Annotated in this window: 11 protein-coding genes; 9 read left to right on the plus strand and 2 right to left on the minus strand. The window is 37.8% G+C overall.

What is annotated here, in order from left to right; translation table 11 throughout:
* Window positions 1-82 precede the first annotated feature (82 nt).
* From ACIQXP_RS09850 to ACIQXP_RS09890, 9 genes are all read left to right on the plus strand, one after another.
* On the plus strand, window positions 83-2,578 hold the full coding sequence (locus tag ACIQXP_RS09850; RefSeq protein ID WP_293745041.1) for a M14 family metallopeptidase: 2,496 nt from the start codon (window positions 83-85) through the stop codon (window positions 2,576-2,578).
* Between the two features lie 293 nt (window positions 2,579-2,871).
* Window positions 2,872-6,027 carry a SusC/RagA family TonB-linked outer membrane protein gene (locus tag ACIQXP_RS09855; RefSeq protein WP_293745042.1) on the plus strand — a complete coding sequence of 1,052 codons (3,156 nt, stop codon included), beginning with the start codon at window positions 2,872-2,874 and terminating at the stop codon, window positions 6,025-6,027.
* A 17-nt stretch (window positions 6,028-6,044) separates the two neighbouring features.
* Window positions 6,045-7,535, plus strand: coding sequence for a SusD/RagB family nutrient-binding outer membrane lipoprotein (locus tag ACIQXP_RS09860; protein ID WP_293745043.1), 1,491 nt, complete (start codon window positions 6,045-6,047; stop codon window positions 7,533-7,535).
* A gap of 352 nt (window positions 7,536-7,887) precedes the next feature.
* Complete coding sequence (locus ACIQXP_RS09865; RefSeq protein WP_293745044.1) at window positions 7,888-11,058, plus strand: SusC/RagA family TonB-linked outer membrane protein; 3,171 nt, start codon at window positions 7,888-7,890, stop codon at window positions 11,056-11,058.
* 21 nt (window positions 11,059-11,079) lie between these two features.
* Complete coding sequence (locus ACIQXP_RS09870) at window positions 11,080-12,531, plus strand: SusD/RagB family nutrient-binding outer membrane lipoprotein (RefSeq protein WP_387505481.1); 1,452 nt, start codon at window positions 11,080-11,082, stop codon at window positions 12,529-12,531.
* Between the two features lie 30 nt (window positions 12,532-12,561).
* Window positions 12,562-13,068 (plus strand): hypothetical protein, encoded by a 507-nt coding sequence (locus ACIQXP_RS09875; protein ID WP_293745046.1) that lies wholly within the window; start codon window positions 12,562-12,564, stop codon window positions 13,066-13,068.
* A 955-nt stretch (window positions 13,069-14,023) separates the two neighbouring features.
* Window positions 14,024-17,158: a SusC/RagA family TonB-linked outer membrane protein gene (locus tag ACIQXP_RS09880; protein WP_387505480.1), complete on the plus strand. Its 3,135-nt coding sequence runs from the start codon at window positions 14,024-14,026 to the stop codon at window positions 17,156-17,158.
* A 24-nt stretch (window positions 17,159-17,182) separates the two neighbouring features.
* Complete coding sequence (locus tag ACIQXP_RS09885; protein ID WP_387505479.1) at window positions 17,183-18,781, plus strand: RagB/SusD family nutrient uptake outer membrane protein; 1,599 nt, start codon at window positions 17,183-17,185, stop codon at window positions 18,779-18,781.
* 50 nt (window positions 18,782-18,831) lie between these two features.
* A complete protein-coding gene (locus tag ACIQXP_RS09890; RefSeq protein ID WP_293745049.1) occupies window positions 18,832-19,491 on the plus strand; it encodes a hypothetical protein in 660 nt (219 codons plus the stop codon).
* A 162-nt stretch (window positions 19,492-19,653) separates the two neighbouring features.
* Here the strand turns inward: ACIQXP_RS09890 and ACIQXP_RS09895 are convergent, their stop codons facing one another.
* A complete protein-coding gene (locus ACIQXP_RS09895) occupies window positions 19,654-20,061 on the minus strand; it encodes a DoxX family protein (protein WP_293745050.1) in 408 nt (135 codons plus the stop codon).
* Window position 20,062: 1 nt separating this feature from the next.
* Window positions 20,063-20,962: a S66 peptidase family protein gene (locus ACIQXP_RS09900; protein WP_387505478.1), complete on the minus strand. Its 900-nt coding sequence runs from the start codon at window positions 20,960-20,962 to the stop codon at window positions 20,063-20,065.

The raw sequence follows: 20,962 nt of genomic DNA on the forward strand, positions 1-20,962 counted from the left end.
CCTATGGTAAAAAATATCATGTAAAATTAAGCTTTCGCGACAACAAAAAACAAAATTTGTACATTAGGTAAAATTATTCCTTATGAAAAGACTCTTAACGATCTGTTTAATCACCCTTGGTGTGGTTTCATTTGTGCAGGCACAAATACAATCTCCTGATGAATTTCTCGGATACCAGTTAGGTTCGCACTTTACCCCTCACTATAAAGTCGCTGATTATTTTAGGCAAACCGCTTTTGCTTCTGCCAAAAACATGAAATTGATAGAATATGGAAAAACCAATGAGGGCAGACCGTTAATGGTGGCAGTGGTTTCTTCACCAGAAAATATAACTAAATTGGAACAAATAAGGAGCGACAATTTAGTTTTGGCAACAGGCGCTAATAATGCGATCGATCTAACTCAACAGCCTGCCATACTTTGGCTAAGCTATAATGTTCACGGCAATGAGGCGAACTCTACTGAAACTGCCATGAAGATGCTTTACACTTTAGTGTCGGGCATTAACAAGCCTGCTAACGAGTGGTTGAAAAATACCGTTGTGGTAATCGATCCCTGTTTGAACCCTGATGGAAGAGACCGATACGTAAACTATTTTAACAGTGTTGTAGGTAAAACACCTAATTCCGACCCTTCATCAAGAGAACACATCGAGCCTTGGCCAGGTGGCAGGCCAAACCATTATTATTTCGATTTAAACCGCGACTGGGCATGGCAAACCCAGATTGAAAGTCAGCAGCGTTTGGCTCTGTATAATCAATGGATGCCGCAGGTACATGTCGATTTTCATGAGCAAAGCTATAATGAGCCCTATTATTTTGCCCCTGCGGCAGAACCGGTTCATCAAGACATAACACCCTGGCAAAAAAGTTTCCAGGTGGTTGTAGGTAAAAACAATGCCAAATACTTTGATGCCGAAGGCTGGCAATATTTTACCAAAGAACGGTTTGACCTGCTCTATCCCTCTTACGGGGATACCTATCCTTTGTACAATGGATCAATTGGTATGACTTATGAGCAAGGGGGCATTAGGGCCGGATTATCAGTGGTAACCAATGATGGTGATACCCTAACGCTGAAAGACCGTATTGCGCACCATTTTACCACAGGAATGTCTACCCTCGAAGTAACTTCCTTAAACCATCAGAAATTATTAGCAGAGTTTAAAAAATATTTCCAGCAGGAATTAGCTAATAGTCCGGGTATTTATAAAAGTTATATTATAAAAGCGACCAGTTTATCCCGCTTAAAAAAACTGGCAGAACTGTTAAAAAGAAATAAGATCGAATTTGCCTTTGGTGGCGATAAAACCGGAAGAGCTTACGATTATGATACGCAAAAAGAAGAAAGTTTTAGCGTTTCCCGGAATGATTTAATTGTAAACATTCAGCAGCCAAGGGCAGTTTTGGCTAATGTTTTATTAGAACCACAAACTGTTGTAACTGATTCAAATACTTATGATATTACGGCCTGGGCCCTACCCTATGTGTACGGATTAAAGGGTTATGCCAGTAAAGAGAGTATAAAGGGAAAATTCCCGACAATTGAAGAACCAACGATTGTCAATACTGAGGTTGAGAAACCCCTGGCCTGGCTTTTCAACTGGGGAACCAGCGAAGATGTTCGGGTTTTAACGGCATTGCAAAAAGAAAATATAAAGGTGAGGCAGGCTGATCAGCCATTCTCGGTAAACGGGAGAGATTATCCTACGGGCACATTGATTGTACTGAGAGCAGAAAATGAAAAAGCAATAAGGGGAATAAAAGATAAAATAGCCTTTATTGCTAAAATGCAGGATAAACCCATTCAAGCCGTAAGCAGTGGTTTTGTGGAAAAAGGTAAAGATTTTGGGTCTAACGTTTATCCATTGTTAAAACAGCCTAAAATAGCGATTGCCTCAGGGGCGGAAGTTTCTTCTCTGGCCTTTGGCGAAGCCTGGTTTTTTTTGGAACATGATCTGAATCTTTCTCCTGTTATTATTAATGCCAAAGATTTAAATAACCTGGATATCAATAAGGTAAATACATTGATTTTGCCCGATGGTAGTTATAGTGCTTTTATTGGCGATGGTTTAACTGCCTGGTTAAATAAAGGTGGAAAAATGATTTTGATGGAAGATGCCATCGAGAGTGTATTGGATAAGAAAGGTTTTGACATTAAAAAGAAAGAGGCTATTGTCAAAAAAGATGAGAAACCGGAGGCAAGCAAACTTCTCTTTAAAGATAGGAACAAGGATGATTTTGAAACGACCATTCCCGGCGCAATTTATAAGATCAGTCTTGATTCCAGTCACCCTTTTGCTTATGGTCTGGGCAAAACTTATTACAGCTTAAAAACCGATCGTAAAATATATGAGCCATTTGTTCAGGGATGGAACGTGGGGTTGGTCAACGAAAAAAGTTTAATGTCAGGTATCGTAGGCAAAAAAGCAAGAGAAGAGCTGAAAAGCGGGCTGCTTATTGGGGTGCAGGATTTTGGGCGGGGACAGGTTGTTTATTTGGCAAACGATCCACTTTTTAGGAACTTTTGGGAAAGCGGAAAAACATTGTTTTCGAACATCATTTTTTGTGGTTATTAATATAATATAAACTTGCGGCCATTCAGTAAATCTAACTGTATTAATCATCCTGTTTCAGTTAGTTTTATTAATCTATAGAATGCATTTGTAGTGCTTTGATGTAATTCTAAAAGTCAAATCAATATAAACAATCAAATTAATTACAATTGTTTTTTTGTTTTTTTTAACCTAAAAACCGCATTAGAAAAGATGAAGGATAAAAAAGTGTTAAAATTTGTTAAAAAAAATTTGGTGTTATAGTTAACTAACTATACATTAGCGATAATTATCATTAACTAACCTATTTCTTAATTATGAAAAAACTTCTACAAAGTTTGTTCATGTTGATGTTCTTTGCTACAACAGCAATGGCACAAGATCGAACAATCACAGGAACAGTTACTGCCTCGGATGATCAAAAACCTCTGCCTGGCGTAAGTGTTAAAGTAAAAGGCGCACAAGGCGGTGCTGTAACAGGTGCAGATGGAAGGTATTCCATAAGAGTATCTGCATCCGCAACAGGATTAACCTTTACTTATTTAGGCTATATCGCCCAAACAGTGCCTTTATCATCGAATTCGATTAACGTCTCGTTAATTCCAGATGCAACAACATTAAGTGAAGTAACTGTTACTTCGGCTTTAGGCGTTAAAAGGTCAGAAAGATCGATCGGTACTGCGCAACAGCAATTAACAGCAGAAAAAATCAGCCCGACTAAAATCGCCGATATTAATACTGCTATTGCAGGAAAGATTGCGGGTACACAGATTAGTGGTGGTTCTGGAGCGAAATTCGGGACATCTACCATACGTATCCGTGGTATCAATTCATTGGGGGGAGGAAACCCTATATACGTTGTTGATGGAGTTATTACCAGTCCAGATGCAGTTAACCCTGATGATGTTGAAACATTAAACGTTTTGAAAGGCCCAGGTGCAACAGCACTCTATGGTCAGCGTGGCTCCGAAGGTGCGGTTGTAATCACAACTAAAAAGGCATCTAAAAAATCAGGTATTGGGGTAGATGTTAACCACTCTACAACTTTTGAAAATGTTTATATTTTACCAGAATATCAAAACGAATATGGAGGTGGTAACGGTCAGACATGGCTTACTTATACTGCTCCTGCAGGAAGCGCAAATTCGGTATTGAACGGTGCGAGGTATTATGATTTTTCAATTGACGAGAGCTGGGGGCCAAAATTTGATGGCCAGCCTTACGCTCCTTGGTATGCTTTCGATCCAACAGATCCAGAGTATGGTAAAACTAAACCTTGGGTTGCCCAACCTGATAATATTAAAAACTTTTATGAGACAGGTATTGCAAATAATACATCTGTGGCATTATCAAAGGCTAGCGAGAACTCTACAACCCGTTTTTCTTTCACTAACTTGACTAGAAGCGGCGTTTCTCCAAATTCAAGCCAGCAAAAAAATTGGGTTGTTTTCAACAACACAACTAATTTAAGCAATAGGCTATCTGTAACTGGTAATTTTAATTACGTTTACGAGAAAAGATTTAATATTCCAAGAGAAGGTTACGGTACCCAGACTGCCGGTTCATTTAATCAGTGGTTCCACCGTGATATAGAAATGGAAAAATTAAAAAGATACCAGCGTCCGGACGGCACTTTCACCACCTGGAACATATCTGGCCCAGATAATCTAACACCAAAGTTCTGGGATAATCCTTACGTAGAGGTTTACAAAAACTTATCTGAAAGTTTTATTCAAAGGGTTTATGGCAGTGCCAGTGCAACATACGATATTGGTTCTGGATTGAAAGCTTCGGTGATTGCTAGAACTAACATAACGAATGTAAATTCAGATGGTAGAACAGCCTCATTTACTTTAAATACGCCTGCATTTAGCAGCTCGTCAACAAAGTTCTCAGAGACCAACTATTTAGCAAACCTTGCCTATGATAAAGAATTTGGTTCTTTCTCTTTAAAGGCTGCTTTATATGGCGAGTTAATGACTCAGGATAATAATAACGTAGCAGCAGGAACTGTCGGTGGATTTATTGTTCCAAATGTTTATAACGTTTCAAACTCGTTAAACGAAAAATCTGCTACAAACTCTTTTAGCCGTAGGAAGGTAAACAGTTTATATGCATATGCTACATTAGGTTACAAAAACTATTTATTTTTGGATTTGAACTTACGTAACGATGTAACTTCGACTTTACCAAAAGCCAACAATTCTTACTGGTATGGTGGTGCAGCTGGTTCATTCATTTTCTCTGAATTTACAAAAGATTTTGAAGCATTATCATTTGGTAAATTACGGGCTTCAGTTGCCCGTGTAGGTACAGATGTTGGTGCCTATGCGCTTGCTGAAACATTTCCGTTGGCAACAACAAACTATAGCAAATCTAGCGTAATTTACCCTTCGCAAACAGTATCTAATTTAATTCCAAATCCAGAATTAAAGCCTGCTTTATCTACAGCTTATGAGGTTGGTGCTGAATTAAGATTCTTCAAAGATCGCTTAAGAGGTGATTTCAACTTCTATACAAGACAAACTAAAGATCAGATTATTAACGTAACTACGCCTGGTTCTTCTGGTTATACCCAACGTACCATTAACGCAGGTAACATCAAAAACTATGGTTATGAGATTACTTTGGGTGGCACGCCGGTTAGAAGCAAAGACTTTACTTGGAATGCTGATTTTAACCTAGGTATCAATAAAAACAAAGTGATTGCTTTGGCGCCAGGTGTTGATAACATATTAGGTGGTATCGACGGGTCCGTTGGATCTTTCGGATTTGTTGGATCTCCATCTGCATCATTAAATGCTAAAGTTGGTGAGGCTTCAGGTTTTATCAATGGACAGGGTATTGTTAAAGATGCGAACGGAAACAAATTGATTGATGATGATGGCTTCTACGTTTTGCAGGATAATATGCCGCTAGGAAGTATCCTTCCTAAGTTTACTGGTGGTTTTGCAACATCGTTCACCTACAAACAATTCACTTTGGGTGGTTCATTGGATTTTCAAAAAGGAGGTAAATTACTTTCTTTAACAAGAATGATTACTGCGGGTTCTGGTTTATCGGAAGAGACTGTTGGTCTGAATGATAAAGGCAATCCTAAAAGAGATGACCCCGCAAATGGTGGTGGTATTAGGTTAGAAGGCGTAAATGCAACTACAGGTTTGCCAAATACGGTTTATGTGGATGCCAGAGAGCTTTATGAAACAAGACTTCAAAACGTTTTTGAAAATTGGATCTATGATGCATCTTATGTGAAGTTGAGAGAGGTTGCATTAACCTATAGCCTTCCTAAAACTTTATTTAAGAAACTGCCATTCCAAAGAATTGATGTTTCTGTGATTGGGCAGAACTTATGGCTGATATACAGTAAGGTAAAAGGTATTGATCCTACAGAATTACAATCTTCATGGATTGACACGGCTCAGCTTCCCGGAACCAGAACGGTTGGTTTCAACGTTAAATTTTCGTTATAATTTTAAGGACAGGAAAGATGAAAAATCAATTTAAAAAATATATATTATTGATGGTGGCGGGTGCAAGTTTTTTATCAGCTTGTAAAAAGGATTTCGGCGATTTAAACACGAATCCAAATACGCCATTATCTCCAAGTACGAAGTTCTTGTTCTCCAGTGCGGTTATCGGTACAAGAGGTATTCCAAATGGTGCTGCCGGATTGTTATATGTACAGCATATGGCCGAATTTATTTATACCAATGAATCAAGGTATTCACAAAGCCAATATTCTTATGATGGTATCTACGCAGGCCCTATACAAGATTTGCAACGTATTATTAAGTTAAACACAGACCCGGCTACGAAAGCTACCAAAGAGGTAACAGATAACGGTAGCAATGCTAATCAAATTGGTCATGCGAGGATTTTGAAAGCTTTTTTAATGCTTCAAATTACCGATAGATGGGGTAATGTTCCGTATACTGAATCTGGTTTGGGCTTATTGAATACGCAACCTAAATTCGATACGCAGAAATTCATTTATAATGACCTTTTGAAGGAATTGAAAGAAGCTCCATTGCAAATAACAACATCACAGCCTAACGATCCGCTATTTGGTGGTGATGTCGCTAAATGGAAAAAATGGGCAAATTCATTAAGAGCGATTGTTGCTTTAAGAATGATGAAGACTGAAGATGTTGCGACCGCTAAGGTTGCATTTACAGAGGCAGTTGCAGCTGGCTTAATGACTTCCAATTCAGATAATGCCATTTTTGCTTATCAGGCTAACTCTACGTACGAAAGTCCTTGGTATACTAATTATGTAAGAAACGGCCGTATTGATTATGGTGTATCGCAAACTGTAGTTGACAAAAACATGGTGGTTAATGCAGATCCACGCCTACCTGTCTTCTCTAGAACAGTTGGTTCTCCAGCTGTTTATAAAGGTATTCCGTATGGTGTTACAGATCAATATACCGCTGGAGTTGATGGCGCTCTATTGGGAAGAGCAATTTATGCACAGACCTTCCCTTTACAGTTGACAACTTATTCACAGATGTGCTTTACGCTTTCCGAAGCTGCTTTAGAAGGATGGATTCCTGGTGGTGATGCTGAAATGATCAACTGGTATATTAAAGGCATTGATGCTTCTATGGATCAATGGTCTGCAGTTTCTACCAATCCCGTTGTTTCAATTACTGCTGCGCAGAAAATAGCTTATGAAGCACAACCTAATGTTTTATTAACAGCTGGTTTAACTCACAATCAAAAACTAGAGAAAATCCAGACTCAAAAATGGTTGAATTTCTATATGAACAATGGTTATGAGGCTTGGGCAGAATGGAGAAGAACAGGCTATCCGGTTTTAGTTCCCGCTCGTGATGCGGCAAATGCGGATAAGCAAATTCCTAGAAGACAAGCTTATCCTAAAACAGAAAGTGACTTAAATAAGGTAAATTATGATGCTGCTGTAGCAGCTCAGGGTCCTGATGCTTTAAGTACTCGTTTATGGTGGGATAAACAATAGTAATTTTTCATCCAGATATGTTAAAAATAGGGTTGCGAATTCGCAACCCTATTTTTTTTTAAATTTTATGGGAGGAAGATTGAATTTCAGTTCATACTTCGCGACCGTAATTAAATATAGCATTAGATAACTCAATATTAAGGAAATTGATTTATCTGTTACTATAATTTTCGATTAGTGGCTTAATACTATAGTATTGACATTTCAAGTTATACTGACTTATTTATCAGACAGCTTTATTGTCAAAAAAAAGTCATTATGATGGTTATTTATGTTAAATTTTGTTAAATAATGGTTATCTCCAGTATATTCGACCCTTTAAATAACTAAATCATCACATAATTAAAATTTCATGAAAAAACTTCTACAAAGTTTGTTCTTATTGATGTTTATTGCTATGAATGCAATGGCTCAAGATCGAACAATTACTGGTTCTGTTATCTCTTCTGACGACAAACTACCGCTTCCGGGAGTGAGTGTTAAGGTTCAGGACGTACAGGGCGGCGCAATGACCGACGCAAATGGTAAATATAGCCTTCGCGTTCCAGCTGGATCAACGATTTTACAATTTACTTATTTAGGATATGCTACCCAAAGCTTAAAAATTGGGGCAAGTAATACCTTAAATGTAGTATTAGTGCCAAATGCAAAAGATTTATCTGAAGTTGTCGTTACCGCATTAGGATTAAAAAGAACCAAAAGAGACTTAGGCTATTCTACACAAAATGTGAAGGGCGAGCAGCTTGTTGATAGAGGAGATAATAACTTCTTGAATGCCCTGCAAGGTAAAATTGCTGGTGTGGAAATTACTGGGGCTAGTGGTAGCGCGGGTTCTTCAACTAATATTATTTTACGAGGTATGTCTTCGTTATCAGGATCGAATCAGCCACTATTTGTTGTAGATGGTATTCCTATTAGTAATGATGTAGATCAAACAACTAATACTTTGTATGGTAATCAGCCAGCTAACAGGGCTTTGGATATTGATCCAAACAATATTGAGTCATTGAACGTACTTCAAGGTCCGGCCGCTGCTGCACTTTATGGTTCAAGAGCGTCAGCTGGTGCAATTATAATTACCACCAAAAAAGGATCAGGGCAGGCTGGTCGAACTGACATTACAGTAAACTCCGCTTATGGTGTTCAAAATGTTTATGGATTTCCAAAACTACAAAACGAATTTGGTCAGGGGTCTAGCGGTGTATTTTCTCCAACTTCAACATTTTCGTTAGGAAAGAGATTTGGTACAACGCCGACAATTGCAAATGGTTTAATCGTTGCTGCAGGGACAAGCCCGGTAATCAATGGTGTAACTTATAAACCTGGCGATGTATTGCCATACATTAATTACCCGGACAACTTTAAAACATATTTTGCTCAAGGTCATACCTGGGATAACAATATTTCAATAATCAGTGGTGATGCTAAAAACAATTACGCATTCTCCGCAAGTAACTCAACAACTAAAGGGATTTTACCAGCATCTGATTTTGATAAAGTAAACATAAGATTTAGCGCTGGTTCTCAGTTAACTAAAAAACTAAATCTTAATGGTTCAGCAAATTATTTCAATACTTTCCAAAATGGCGCTACAACTCAGGGGAATGGCGCAAACAGTAGTATGTTTGGTATTTTTGGAGTTACCAGATCAACGGATTTAGCTTATTATAGAGATAATTACAAAAATGCTGATGGCACTAACAACTGGTTTGTAACAGGACGAGATAACCCTTATTTTGCAGCATATGAAAACTCCTTTAAAAGTAGAGTATCTCGCTTCCTAGGTAACGTTAGCTTAAGCTATGATGTTTTAGATTGGTTGAATGTTAGTTATCGTTTAGGTTTAGATACTTATACTGATAGGCGTAAGCGTTATGTTGCCATCGGATCAACTCAAGCAGCAAGCTCAGCGGGTAGCGTAACCGAGGACAATTTCTTTAGAAGTGAATTAAATGGAGACTTACTTATCACTGCTAAAAAACAAAATCTTTTTACAAATGGACTTAATGCAACGGCATTAATAGGTCAGAACATTAATCAAAGAGATTTTCAGAATGCAACCGTATCAGGTGTTGGATTGACTATTCCTGATTATACTAACGTTGCTAACGGACAAGTTTTTACCAATTCTGGTGAGAGCACTACAAGAAGAAGATTATTAGGATATTATGGACAGGTATCATTAGGATATAATAACTATTTATTCTTGGAACTGACTGGCCGTTTTGACCAATCTTCTACCCTTCCTGTAGCAAATAACACTTATTTTTATCCATCAGTATCTACAAGTTTTGTATTCACTGACGCGCTTAAAATCAAATCGGACATCTTAAGCATAGGTAAAATTCGTGCTTCTTATGCGAAGGTTGGTAAAGATGCGAATACTTATGTATTGGACGCTAGGTCTTATTCCTCAGGTAGCTATGGAAATAATACAGCGAGTTTTAGTTTCCCTTATGGGCCTATCTTAGGATTTGGAGCTAATAGTTCAATTGGTAACCCAGATTTAAAACCAGAGTTTACCAACTCTTATGAATTAGGATTAAACTTGGGATTATTTAAAGATAGAGTTAATTTAGATGCAACTATCTACAAGCAGGGTAGTAAAAACCAGATTGTTAGTGTAGCCTTACCAGCATCAACTGGTTATGGCAGTCGCTTAACAAATATTGGAGAAGTATCAAATAAAGGTATTGAGTTGTTATTGAGTGGATTACCAATAAAAACCAAAGACGTTACTTGGGAAATTTCTGCAAATTTCTCAAAGAACAAAAATAAAGTTATTTCGATCGCTCCGGGTGTAACTTCATTTGCCATTGCTGGTAATGCGTTTTCTGGACAGATTCCTACCATTTATGAAGGTTATGCTTATGGTGTAATTGTAGGTAGTAAATACCCTCGTAGTCCTTCGGGTGATTTGATCGTTGACAAGACTACTGGTCTTTATAGCACGGCAACTATTCCAAACCAAGTTATTGCAGATCCAAATAAACAATGGACCGCAGGATTGACAAATACAGTAAGATATAAGAACTTTACTTTCTCCGGATTGGTTGATTTCAAGAAAGGTGGAGATGTTATTTCATGGACAGCTGCAACATTAAGATCTAATGGTTCATTGTTAATCACTGCGGAAGATCGTGAACAACCCCATATTCTACCAGGTGTTATCCAAAATGCGGATGGAAGCTTCTCTCCGAATAATATTCAAATCCCTGGACAAACTTATTGGAACGCAGGATTTGGAGGTATTGGTGGCACCGAGTTTAATGTTTTTGACGCAACTACTTTCCGCTTAAGAGAGATCACTATTGGTTACGATTTAACAGGTAAAACTTTAAAATCAAACTTTGTAAAAAATATTAGATTAACTGTTTACGGAAGAAATCTCTATTATTACGCTCCAAATAGCCCTATCGATCCTGAGGTTTCTACTCAGGGTGCGGGAAATATCCGCGGATTGGAGCTTCAGAGTGCTCCTAATACAAGAAACTTTGGAGCGAGCTTAAGAGTAACTTTTTAATTAACTACGTAAATATTAGATATGAAAAAAATTATATTATTTGCAGCATGTGTATTGTCGATCACGTCCTGTAAGAAATTTTTAGATGTAAACAAGAATCCAAACTCGGCATTAAAGGTGCCTTCAAAAGTGTTATTGCCGACAACTTCTATCGGAATTGGATGGGCGAATGCAAATGAATTAGGAAGGTGTGCGTCTATTTTAATGCAGTATAATGCAGGCCTGGCCAATCAAAACTTAACCTATGATAGTTATAATATCTCAGGTTTATTTGACAACCAATGGAATTTTGAAATTTTTCAAGGTTGTATAAATAATTTACGCATTATCATTCAACAATCCGAGTCTACAGATCCTGCTTATTCAGGCATTGCTAAAATTCAGTTAGCTTATATTTTTTCTGTAATGACAGATCTTTGGGGTGATGTTCCATATTCTCAAGCAGGTTTTGGTTTAGATTTTCCAGCTCCTAGATATGATTCTCAGGCAGATATTTATCAAGGCAACTCCTCAGCGGGAATAACCTCATTGTTTGATTTGGTAAAAAGTGGAATTGCTGACCTAAACAAACCTTCAGCATTAAAGCCAGGTACTGATGATTTAATTTATGGTGGTGTATTAACTAAATGGAAAAGAGCTGGAAACAGTCTAATCTTAAAATTCGCAAATACGATTTCCGTTGTAAATCCGACATTGGCAAAGGCACAGATTGAAGGCGTATTGGCTAGCACGGAAGGTTATATTGATGATAATCAGTATGATTTAATGGTACCTTTCAGTTCAGCTGTTACTAATCAAAATCCAATGTACGTTCAAGACATTTCCGGAAGTTTTAAAAATGGTGAAATGTTAAGTACAAGACTTCTAGCTTTATCAAAAAGTGTTAATGATACGGTTAGATTATCTAAGTTTTACACTAAGCCGTTAGGGACAAGATTTGTTGGATACGAAAATGGCGCTACTGTAACTCAACCTACACTTGCTACGCGTTCCGTGTACAACACATATGTTGTCGGTACTACAGGAGAGGCACCAGTTAGATTGTTGACCAATTTTCAAGGAAAATTTATCTTAGCTGAATCAGCGCTCTTATTAGGTACAGCGGGCGATGCGAATACTTTGTATCAAGCTGGCATAAGAGCTTCGATGACAAAAGCTGGCATGACAACTGCAGAAATTGATCAGTATTTTACTGATAATCCTACGGTTGTAAATTTGGCTGGTACGAATGCTGATAAGCTTAAGCAAATTATCACACAGAAATACCTTTCTTGGGTAGGAAATGGTATTGAAGCATATAATGATTACAGAAGAACTGGTTATCCAGTATTGGCGCCTGCTTTAAATGCTGTTGGAGATAATAATGGTGCAATTCCTTTGCGTTATGTTTATACTTCTAGTGAGGGAAATGCAAATCCAAATCAACCAAAACCTCTTATTAAAACCAGTGTAAAAGTTTGGTGGGGTAAATAACATATATTAAGAACATTTTAGATAAACATTATGAAATTAACTATAAAATCAAGTGTATATTTGGGATTAATGGTTATTATAGGATTGACTTCTTGTAAAAAAGAAAATATTTCTACCGTTAATAATCTTCCTGAAATACCAGTGACAGTCACTAATCAGTATGATATTTTTACAGCTCCAACCGTTAAAACTTCTTTAAGCGCTGGGGGTGCTATTCAGATTATATTGTCAATCCCTGCTACATCTGGCCGAACGATAAAGGAAATAACAAGAGTAGCTGCAGCAACAGCTTATGGAAGCGTACAAGTGACGACTGGTTTGTACAATACTGCACCTATCGCTGGAAACGGCACTACCGTAACCTTTAATACGACTTTAGCTGAGTATACTGCTAAAACAGGTTTAGCTGCTCCTACAGCCGCTGTATCAGGAACGACTACTGCCGCAATTCTGGCAAGAAGTTTTTATTTTCTAATCACTCTTGATAATGGACAAACTATAGTTCCAACATACGTGAGGGTTTACGTAGATAAATAAATTATTAAAAAAACTATTGAAAAAAGCCGTCTTATAAGCAAATTATAAGGCGGCCTTTTTTTGCCTATTACTGAGTTGTAGGTCAACGGTATGAAGCTGATATTGATATGAATCTGAAATTATATTTGTTTATGTGAGTAGAAATAAGTTTACTTACTCTATCTTTTAACTATGAAAATGGAAGGCCGGATTTTAACCGTTACCTTGATCCTTGCCTTCAAGAAGAAACTTTCAAAGCGATAATTGCTTTTGATACCACTCCTTTTCAAGCAAATTTGCAAAAATTTAAAAACGACGAGATTTTGATGGAATCGTGATTCAAACGTATGCTTCGACCATTCAATTCTTTATACTGGAAGTATAAAACAAGTGCTATAATATTGATTCGAAAACCAATATTCCCTTTAAACGAAGTTTGTAGCATCTATTTCTAATCCAATTTTAATGTATTTGTATCTTTTTTGTTTATTTATATTGTTGTTTTATAGGTGGTTAAATCTGAAATGTGGTTTTTTTACGCGTTAAATAGATTTTTTCGGCGAGTACTTATAGAACTGATTAAATCAAACTTTTTTATTTTTTTTGTAAAATTTGCCCCACGTCCTCGTAAGTGTTATATTTAGTTATTAAACGGAAACTAAATTAACTTTATTAAGAATTAGAATGATAAAGTTTGCTCACGTTTTATTTATTGCAGCCGGAGCAGTAAATTGAACAACTAATCAGACTTTGTTGGCTATTCACGATATGATGGTTGTCATATGGATGTATTTCAAATACAGCATGTACATCCCGGTGTATAAATTAAAATTGACCTACAAATTGTTTATAAGTATTTCTTAATTAGTAGTTTACTAGTTTATATATGCGAAGGTAACTATTTTTTATTGTAAAATTTGCATTACAAAATACTAAATTCTATATTGCATTATCATTAACTAAACTTAACTTTTTTATGAAAAAACTTCTACAAAGTTTGTTCATACTGCTTTTTATTGCCACTTCGGCAATAGCGCAGGATCGAACAATCACTGGTACAGTTACAGGCAAGGGTGATGGACTACCACTTCCCGGAGTAAGTGTTAAAATCAAAGGTACGCCAAGTGGAACCACAACTGGTGCCGACGGTAAATTTGCCATCAGAGTCGCGTCATCCGCGTCAACAATTGAATTTAGCTCAGTAGGCTACGTAAGCCAATCTATTTCCGTTGGTAGCAGGAATTTAATAAATGTAAGCCTGGAGTCAGATGCCCAATCTCTAACAGATGTTGTTGTTGTAGGCTATGGTACAGCTTCAAAAAAGGATGTGATTGGAAGTGTGGCAAAAGTGGCGGGAGAATCTCTTCAAAATATTCCGGCGCCATCTTTTGATAGGGCATTGGCAGGTAAGGCTACCGGCGTTCAGGTTATAACCCCATCAGGTTTGCTTGGTCAGGCGCCACAAGTTAGAATTCGCGGTATTAACTCTATTACATCAGGCGCATCACCTTTATATGTGGTTGATGGGATACCTGTAATTAGTGGCGATGTTGGTGGCTTTACATCAGTAAATGCATTGGCAGACATCAATTCCAATGATATTGAATCTATTGAAATCTTAAAGGATGGCGCTGCTACGGCTATTTATGGGTCAAGAGCAGCTAATGGTGTTGTTCTAATTACCACCAAGAGAGGAAAATCAGGGACACAGTTTAACTATGATGGCTGGACTGCAATAGCCAACATATCCAGCCGTTTCGACTTGCTAAATGCAGATGAATTTATCACTATTGCCAATGAGCGCTTTACCAATGCCGGACAAAACCCACAGGCCAAACCCACTCCAGATGGTTCAGGAGGCTTTGTGGATACAGATTGGCAAGATGCGGTTTTCCAGCAATCGGTACAACAAAGTCATTCCGTATCTGCTTCCGGAGGTACAGATAAAACTAAATATTTTATGTCTCTTGGTTTTACAGATCAAAAAGGTGCAATTGTGTCTAACTCGTTAAGGAAATATAGTTTTAGGGCCAATTTAGATCAGAAAATTACAAACTTCTTAACCTTTGGTATCACGTCAGGTGTTACATATCAGAAGAACTTAGGTCCATTAGCCGGTTCAAATAACTTATCCGGAAATATTTTTGCCGCTACACGCATGCTTCCAAACGTTCCTGTTTACAGTGATACAGATATCACCGGCTATAACATCAGTACGGACAGAAGATCGCTTGGACCCGGAGCAAACTTGAGTCCTATTTCAGATAACATCCCAAATATTCGATTTGTATTGGATAATAACGTACGTCAATCTCAAACTATTCGTTTAATCGGATCTACATATTTGGAGGCTAAGATTATGGATGGATTAAAATTTAAAACCCAGCTTGGTATAGATGGGTCGTATATCGAAGATTTCGTTTATACTGATCCTCGTCATGGCGATGGTTTCAGTAGTAATGGATCGATGTCTCAAGCCTATAGTCCGTTTTTCAGATGGAACTGGCAAAATATCTTATCATATACCAAATCTATTAATGGTGAGCATAATATAGATGTGACATTAGTATCAGAGCTTCAAAAACAAAGGTCATCGTTTTTCCAGGCAAATGTGTCGAATCTGTTAAATATCTACTTTAATCAGAATATTACATCCGGAACCTTTATTACACCAACAATATCGGGTGGTTTAACTTTGAACGGTATTGAATCGTACCTAGGCAGGTTAAACTATAATTATAAAAACAAATATTATATCACTGGATCGATTCGTAGAGATGCCTTATCTTCATTACCCATGGGAAATAGAGTAGGGTATTTTCCTGGGGTTGGTATTCAATACCGTATTAATCAGGAAGAATTCTTTAAAAATGCCGAAGGTTTAAGTTTCATTTCTGATCTAAGACTTAAGGCATCTTTTGCTGAAGTAGGTAATACTGATATTGGTTCTTTCCCATACTTTGGTACTTACGGTGCCGCTCTTTATGGAAACCAGGGAGGGATCGGCTTTAACAATACTGGAAATCCATTGTTGAAATGGGAATCACAGAAAAAATATGATGTTGGTTTAGATGTTGGAGTATTGAGCAATCGTATTAATTTAGGGGTTAGCTATTGGAAGCAAGATACCAAAGATTTGATTTTAGCGGCTCCAACAGCACCTGTATTGGGTGTTCCCGGAAACTCAATCAGTAGAAATGTAGGTAGTATGACGAACAAAGGGTGGGAATTCTCTTTAAATGCAGACGTACTTCCGGCAGGCAAGGTGAAATGGAATACGACATTGAATTTCTCAGTTCAAAATAATAAGGTTAAAGGGCTGGTTGATGGAAATGATATCGTAGGTGATTACAATTTAACCCGCGTTGGCGAATCAATCAGAACATTGTATGGTTATCAGTATGCTGGTGTAAATGCCGCAAATGGTAATCCTTTATATGTTAAAGCTGATGGTAGCTTAGTTCAGGGAAGAATCAGTAATACTACTTATTATAAATACGATCCAGCCAACCCTAATTATTTCTTTAATCCCGCACAACCTGTTAGTGCAACTAATCCTGATAACCGATCATCTTTAACTGCAAATGATAAAGTGATTTTGGGTAATTCGTTACCAAAATGGTTTGGAGGCTTTAATAATACCATTACTTATGGCGATTTTGATTTGAATGTGTTCCTAAGATTCCAGGGCGGAAACTATATTATGAATAGAACCAGACAGGATTTATTAAGCAATAATTTTGTAAACAATAGTGTTGAAGTTTTAGGCAGATGGCAGAGTGTGGAAAATCCTGGTGACGGGCAGATGCCTAGATTGTGGGCTGCCAGGGGGGGCTTTATCAACTTAGATAATAATGCAGTATCAAGATTTGTTGAAAAAGGTGACTTTTTGAGAATGGACAACTTAGCACTAGGTTATTCGTTGCCAAGTTCAATTTTATCAAAAGGAAGCATCAGAAAAGTAAGGGTTTATGCCTCTGCACAAAATTTATTTGTAATTACAGGCTATAAAGGACTTGATCCTGAAACCAATACTTCCGGTGCGGGTGTAGATTTTAATGGTAACCCTCAGTTGAGGACATTTACTTTTGGCTTAAACCTGGGTTTCTAATCGTTTATCAAAAAATCAAAGGAAATGAAAAGTATAATTAAAGAAATAAATATCCGTAGCATTATAGCTGTTGTGATAATTGGACTTACACTTTCTGTAAGCTCATGCAAAAAGTTTACAGATTTAGTGCCCAATAATAGTTTCGCTGAAGAAACAGCCTTTACGACAGCAGATCGAGTGGCTCAGGCGGTTAATGGTGTATATAGTGCGGCACAAGCCGGTGCTTATACTGATGGCACGAACCGCGGTTATCCATTTGGTGCTGCGAATACAGAACAACAAGATGCAAGAGGAGAAGATGTAATTGCCGTACCCTCTTTTTATTTAATTACCTATGAAACAACCAATGCTACAAACTCCCCAAATGGTACCGCCATGTGGGAAACACTCTATGCATTAATTAATAGAGCAAATGTCGTAATTGAAGGTGTTCAGGGAGCTCTTGCTAAAGGTGTAATTTCAGCAGATTTGGCTAAACAGTACGAGGGGGAGGCCCGTTTTTTAAGAGCGCTGGCCCATCATGAATTATTGATTCATTACGCACGTCCTTATGGACATACATCGGATGCAACCCATCCAGGTGTGCCTTATCGTACAACACCGGTAAATACACCTGAAAGGGTGGCCCAAAATATCAGCCAAGGTAGAAATACGGTTAAAGAGTGTTATGATAAAATTATCGAAGATCTGACCTATTCAGAAAATAGTCTTCCTCCAACTTATTCATCCGCGAATTTAAAAATTACCCATGCAACGAGAGGTGCTGCCATAGCGCTTAAAACCAGGGTGTACTTACATATGAATAATTGGGCCAAAGTAATCGAAGAGGGTAATAAAATTGTGCCTTTGACTGCACCATTTAAAAGTTCTATAGGATCATACGAACTGGCTGGTTCTCCAGATGCACCATTTGCCCAGAACTATGGTACAAATGAGTCTGTATTTTCAATTGAAAATAATACCAACCGGAACTCAGGAACAAATGGATCTATTTCGACGATGTATAGCAAAACCCCTGGTCGTGGTTTGATCGCAATCTCCCCTATTGTATGGAATGCAGCATTTTGGAAGCCAAATGACCTAAGGAGGAGTTTGTTGGCGGCTAGCGATGGCAGAGCATATTTTTCTAACAAATATCGCGATCCAGCTACGTTTACCGATGCCAATCCCATTATTCGATATTCCGAAGTTTTGTTAAACCTAGCAGAAGCACTAGCCAGAACGAATAGTCTTGATTTGAGGGCTTTAGCATTGCTGAATGCAGTACGCAACCGTGCGGTAACTACAGTGGCAGATCAATATACTATTGCAAATTTTATAACTACGAATAGCTTAATACAGGCTATTTTAGATGAAAGAAGGATCGAATTTCTGGCTGAAGGGCATCGTTGGGGAGATATACACAGGTTGGCTACTGATCCGGTTTTCGCTACTGGAGGCATCCCTGCAAAAGTCTCATTTGCCAATACAACATTTGCTTCCTGGAATTCATCTACGCCATATGCAGGTGCAAGATCAGTGGCAGCAATCCCATATGCGGATTATAGATTTGTTTGGCCTATTCCGCTTTCTGAAACAACCAATAATCCTACTTTAAAGGCACAGCAAAACCCTACTTGGTAGATAACATTGTTAACAGGAGCCTTTAACAGGGCTCCTTTATTTTTATGGTTATGAAATTAAACTTTAAGATTGTAAGCGCTATTTTATTTTGTTCGCTTTTCGCGGCAAAAAGTCTAAGTGCACAATATCAATTTGTGGCTGATGAAAAAGGGAGAGTGCTCACCGATAAAAGATATGAAAATGTAGAAGGTAGTGCTTACTTATTCCCGGATTGGAAGACAGGTGAAGTAATTACCAATGAAAAGAAATTGGTCCAGAACCTTTCTTTAAAATATGACCAGGTTACAGATAACCTGCTTTTTCAAGCCAATGGTGCTAGCTATGAATTTATCCCTAAAGTGGCATCTTTTATTATTAAATCTGGAGGGATAAGTAGAAAATTTATCTATTTAACTCAAGAAACAGGGGCCTCGGCTAAGGGTTATTTTGAAGTTTTAGTTGACGGAAAATTCCAATTATTTAAGAAAACCAAAAAAACAGTTCTGGAAGCCAAAGGGTACAATTCCGCTAACGTAAATAAGGTTATTGATGAAAATAAAAAATATTATTATGCAGAAAACGGAAAGTTTAAGGAGCTTAAGATCAATAAAAAGGCAATAGAAAATACTTTTGCTGCTTATAAGCCTGAAATTGATGCCTATTTGGCTGCAAATAAAAGCTTGAAAGACGAGGCGGATGTCATTTCATTTTTTCAATTTTTGAATCGTTAAGAAGCTTAATAAATTGGTTTGAGTAGACCATCAATAGTAAGACATAAATCAGAACAGCAAATCCAGACTAAGAATTGCTGTTTTGATTCATGTTCATGAGGAAAAAACCTTAATTATTGAAACCCTATTTATCGTGACGGGTTTAAGTTTAGAAAAGTCTTGTTACTTCTTATCAACGCTATATTTTCCGGGGCCGATAAAAATCAACCCGATAAATACAATAGCTAATTCAATGGCATGGCTGGCACCTTGTAAGCCTTCCCCTTCGCTAAAATGAACCAGCGCGGCTATTATCATTGTAATGATCAACAACATCAGTGCCGGTCGGAAAAATAATCCTACAATCAACAGAAATCCACCAAAAGTTTCAGTTGCAGCAGCCATGAAACCCCAAAATATGGGCATAAAATCTATGCCGATTACTTTCATACTTCCCCCTAAACTGGTCCAGCCACCCGGGCCGCCTGCCAGTTTGGGGAAACCATGAATGATAAACATGATACCTAAACCAATCCGAAGCAGCAATAAGCCCGTATTGCGGTATTTTCCTAAATTGTCTAAAATTGCCATCTTATAAATATTTAAATTGAACGTTATTTACCTCTACTTTTAAGTTCACCTCAGCACCTAAAACCATACTGAGGTTATTGTCGATATGCCCTGTTGGGAAGTTAAAGCAGACCGGATAACCATATTCTTTAACCAGATCCCAGGCGACCTCATCAGCAGTTTGCCCGAAAGGGATTTTTTCTTCTTCAATTTCAGTAAAGGCACCAAGAATCAATCCCTTTAAGTTTTTCAACTTTCCCGCTCTTTTCAGCATACGCAACATGCGATCTATGCCATATTCCTGTTCACCTACATCCTCCAAAAAGAGAATTTTATCGGTAAAATCCATTTCCGAAACCGAACCCTGTACCATCGTAAGCAAGCTTAAGTTGCCACCGATTAAAACTCCGCTTGCCTCCCCTGCCCTGTTTTTAAACAAGCTTTGATACGAATAGGTCTGTTTCTCGCCAAATAAAGCCTTTTTTAAAGAGCTTAGAGCCTCAGGAGTAGACTCATCAAATGTATAGGGCATTTGGGCATGTATACATTGGTAATTGCATTGTGCAATCAAATGAGATAGCAAAACCGTAATATCGCTGAAACCCACCAACCATTTCGGGTTTTTGTTAAATTCAGTAAAGTCGAGGTCGTCAATAATCCGGATGGTACCGTAACCTCCACGCCCTGAAATTATGGCTTTGATAGATGGATCATCTAAAAAACGCTGAATATCTTTCGCTCTTAAGGTATCATTCCCTGCAAATTGATGGTGGCTGGCATATACACTTTCGCCAATAACAACCTCCAGGCCCCAGCTTTCCAATTGCACTATGGCATGGTCTATCGGTTTGGGTAATTTCTTTGCCGGACATACCAGTGCAATCTTATCTCCTTTTTTTAAATATGGTGGCTGCTTAATCAT

This window comes from Pedobacter suwonensis, from assembly GCF_044762335.1.
Classification (GTDB): Bacteria; Bacteroidota; Bacteroidia; order Sphingobacteriales; family Sphingobacteriaceae; genus Pedobacter.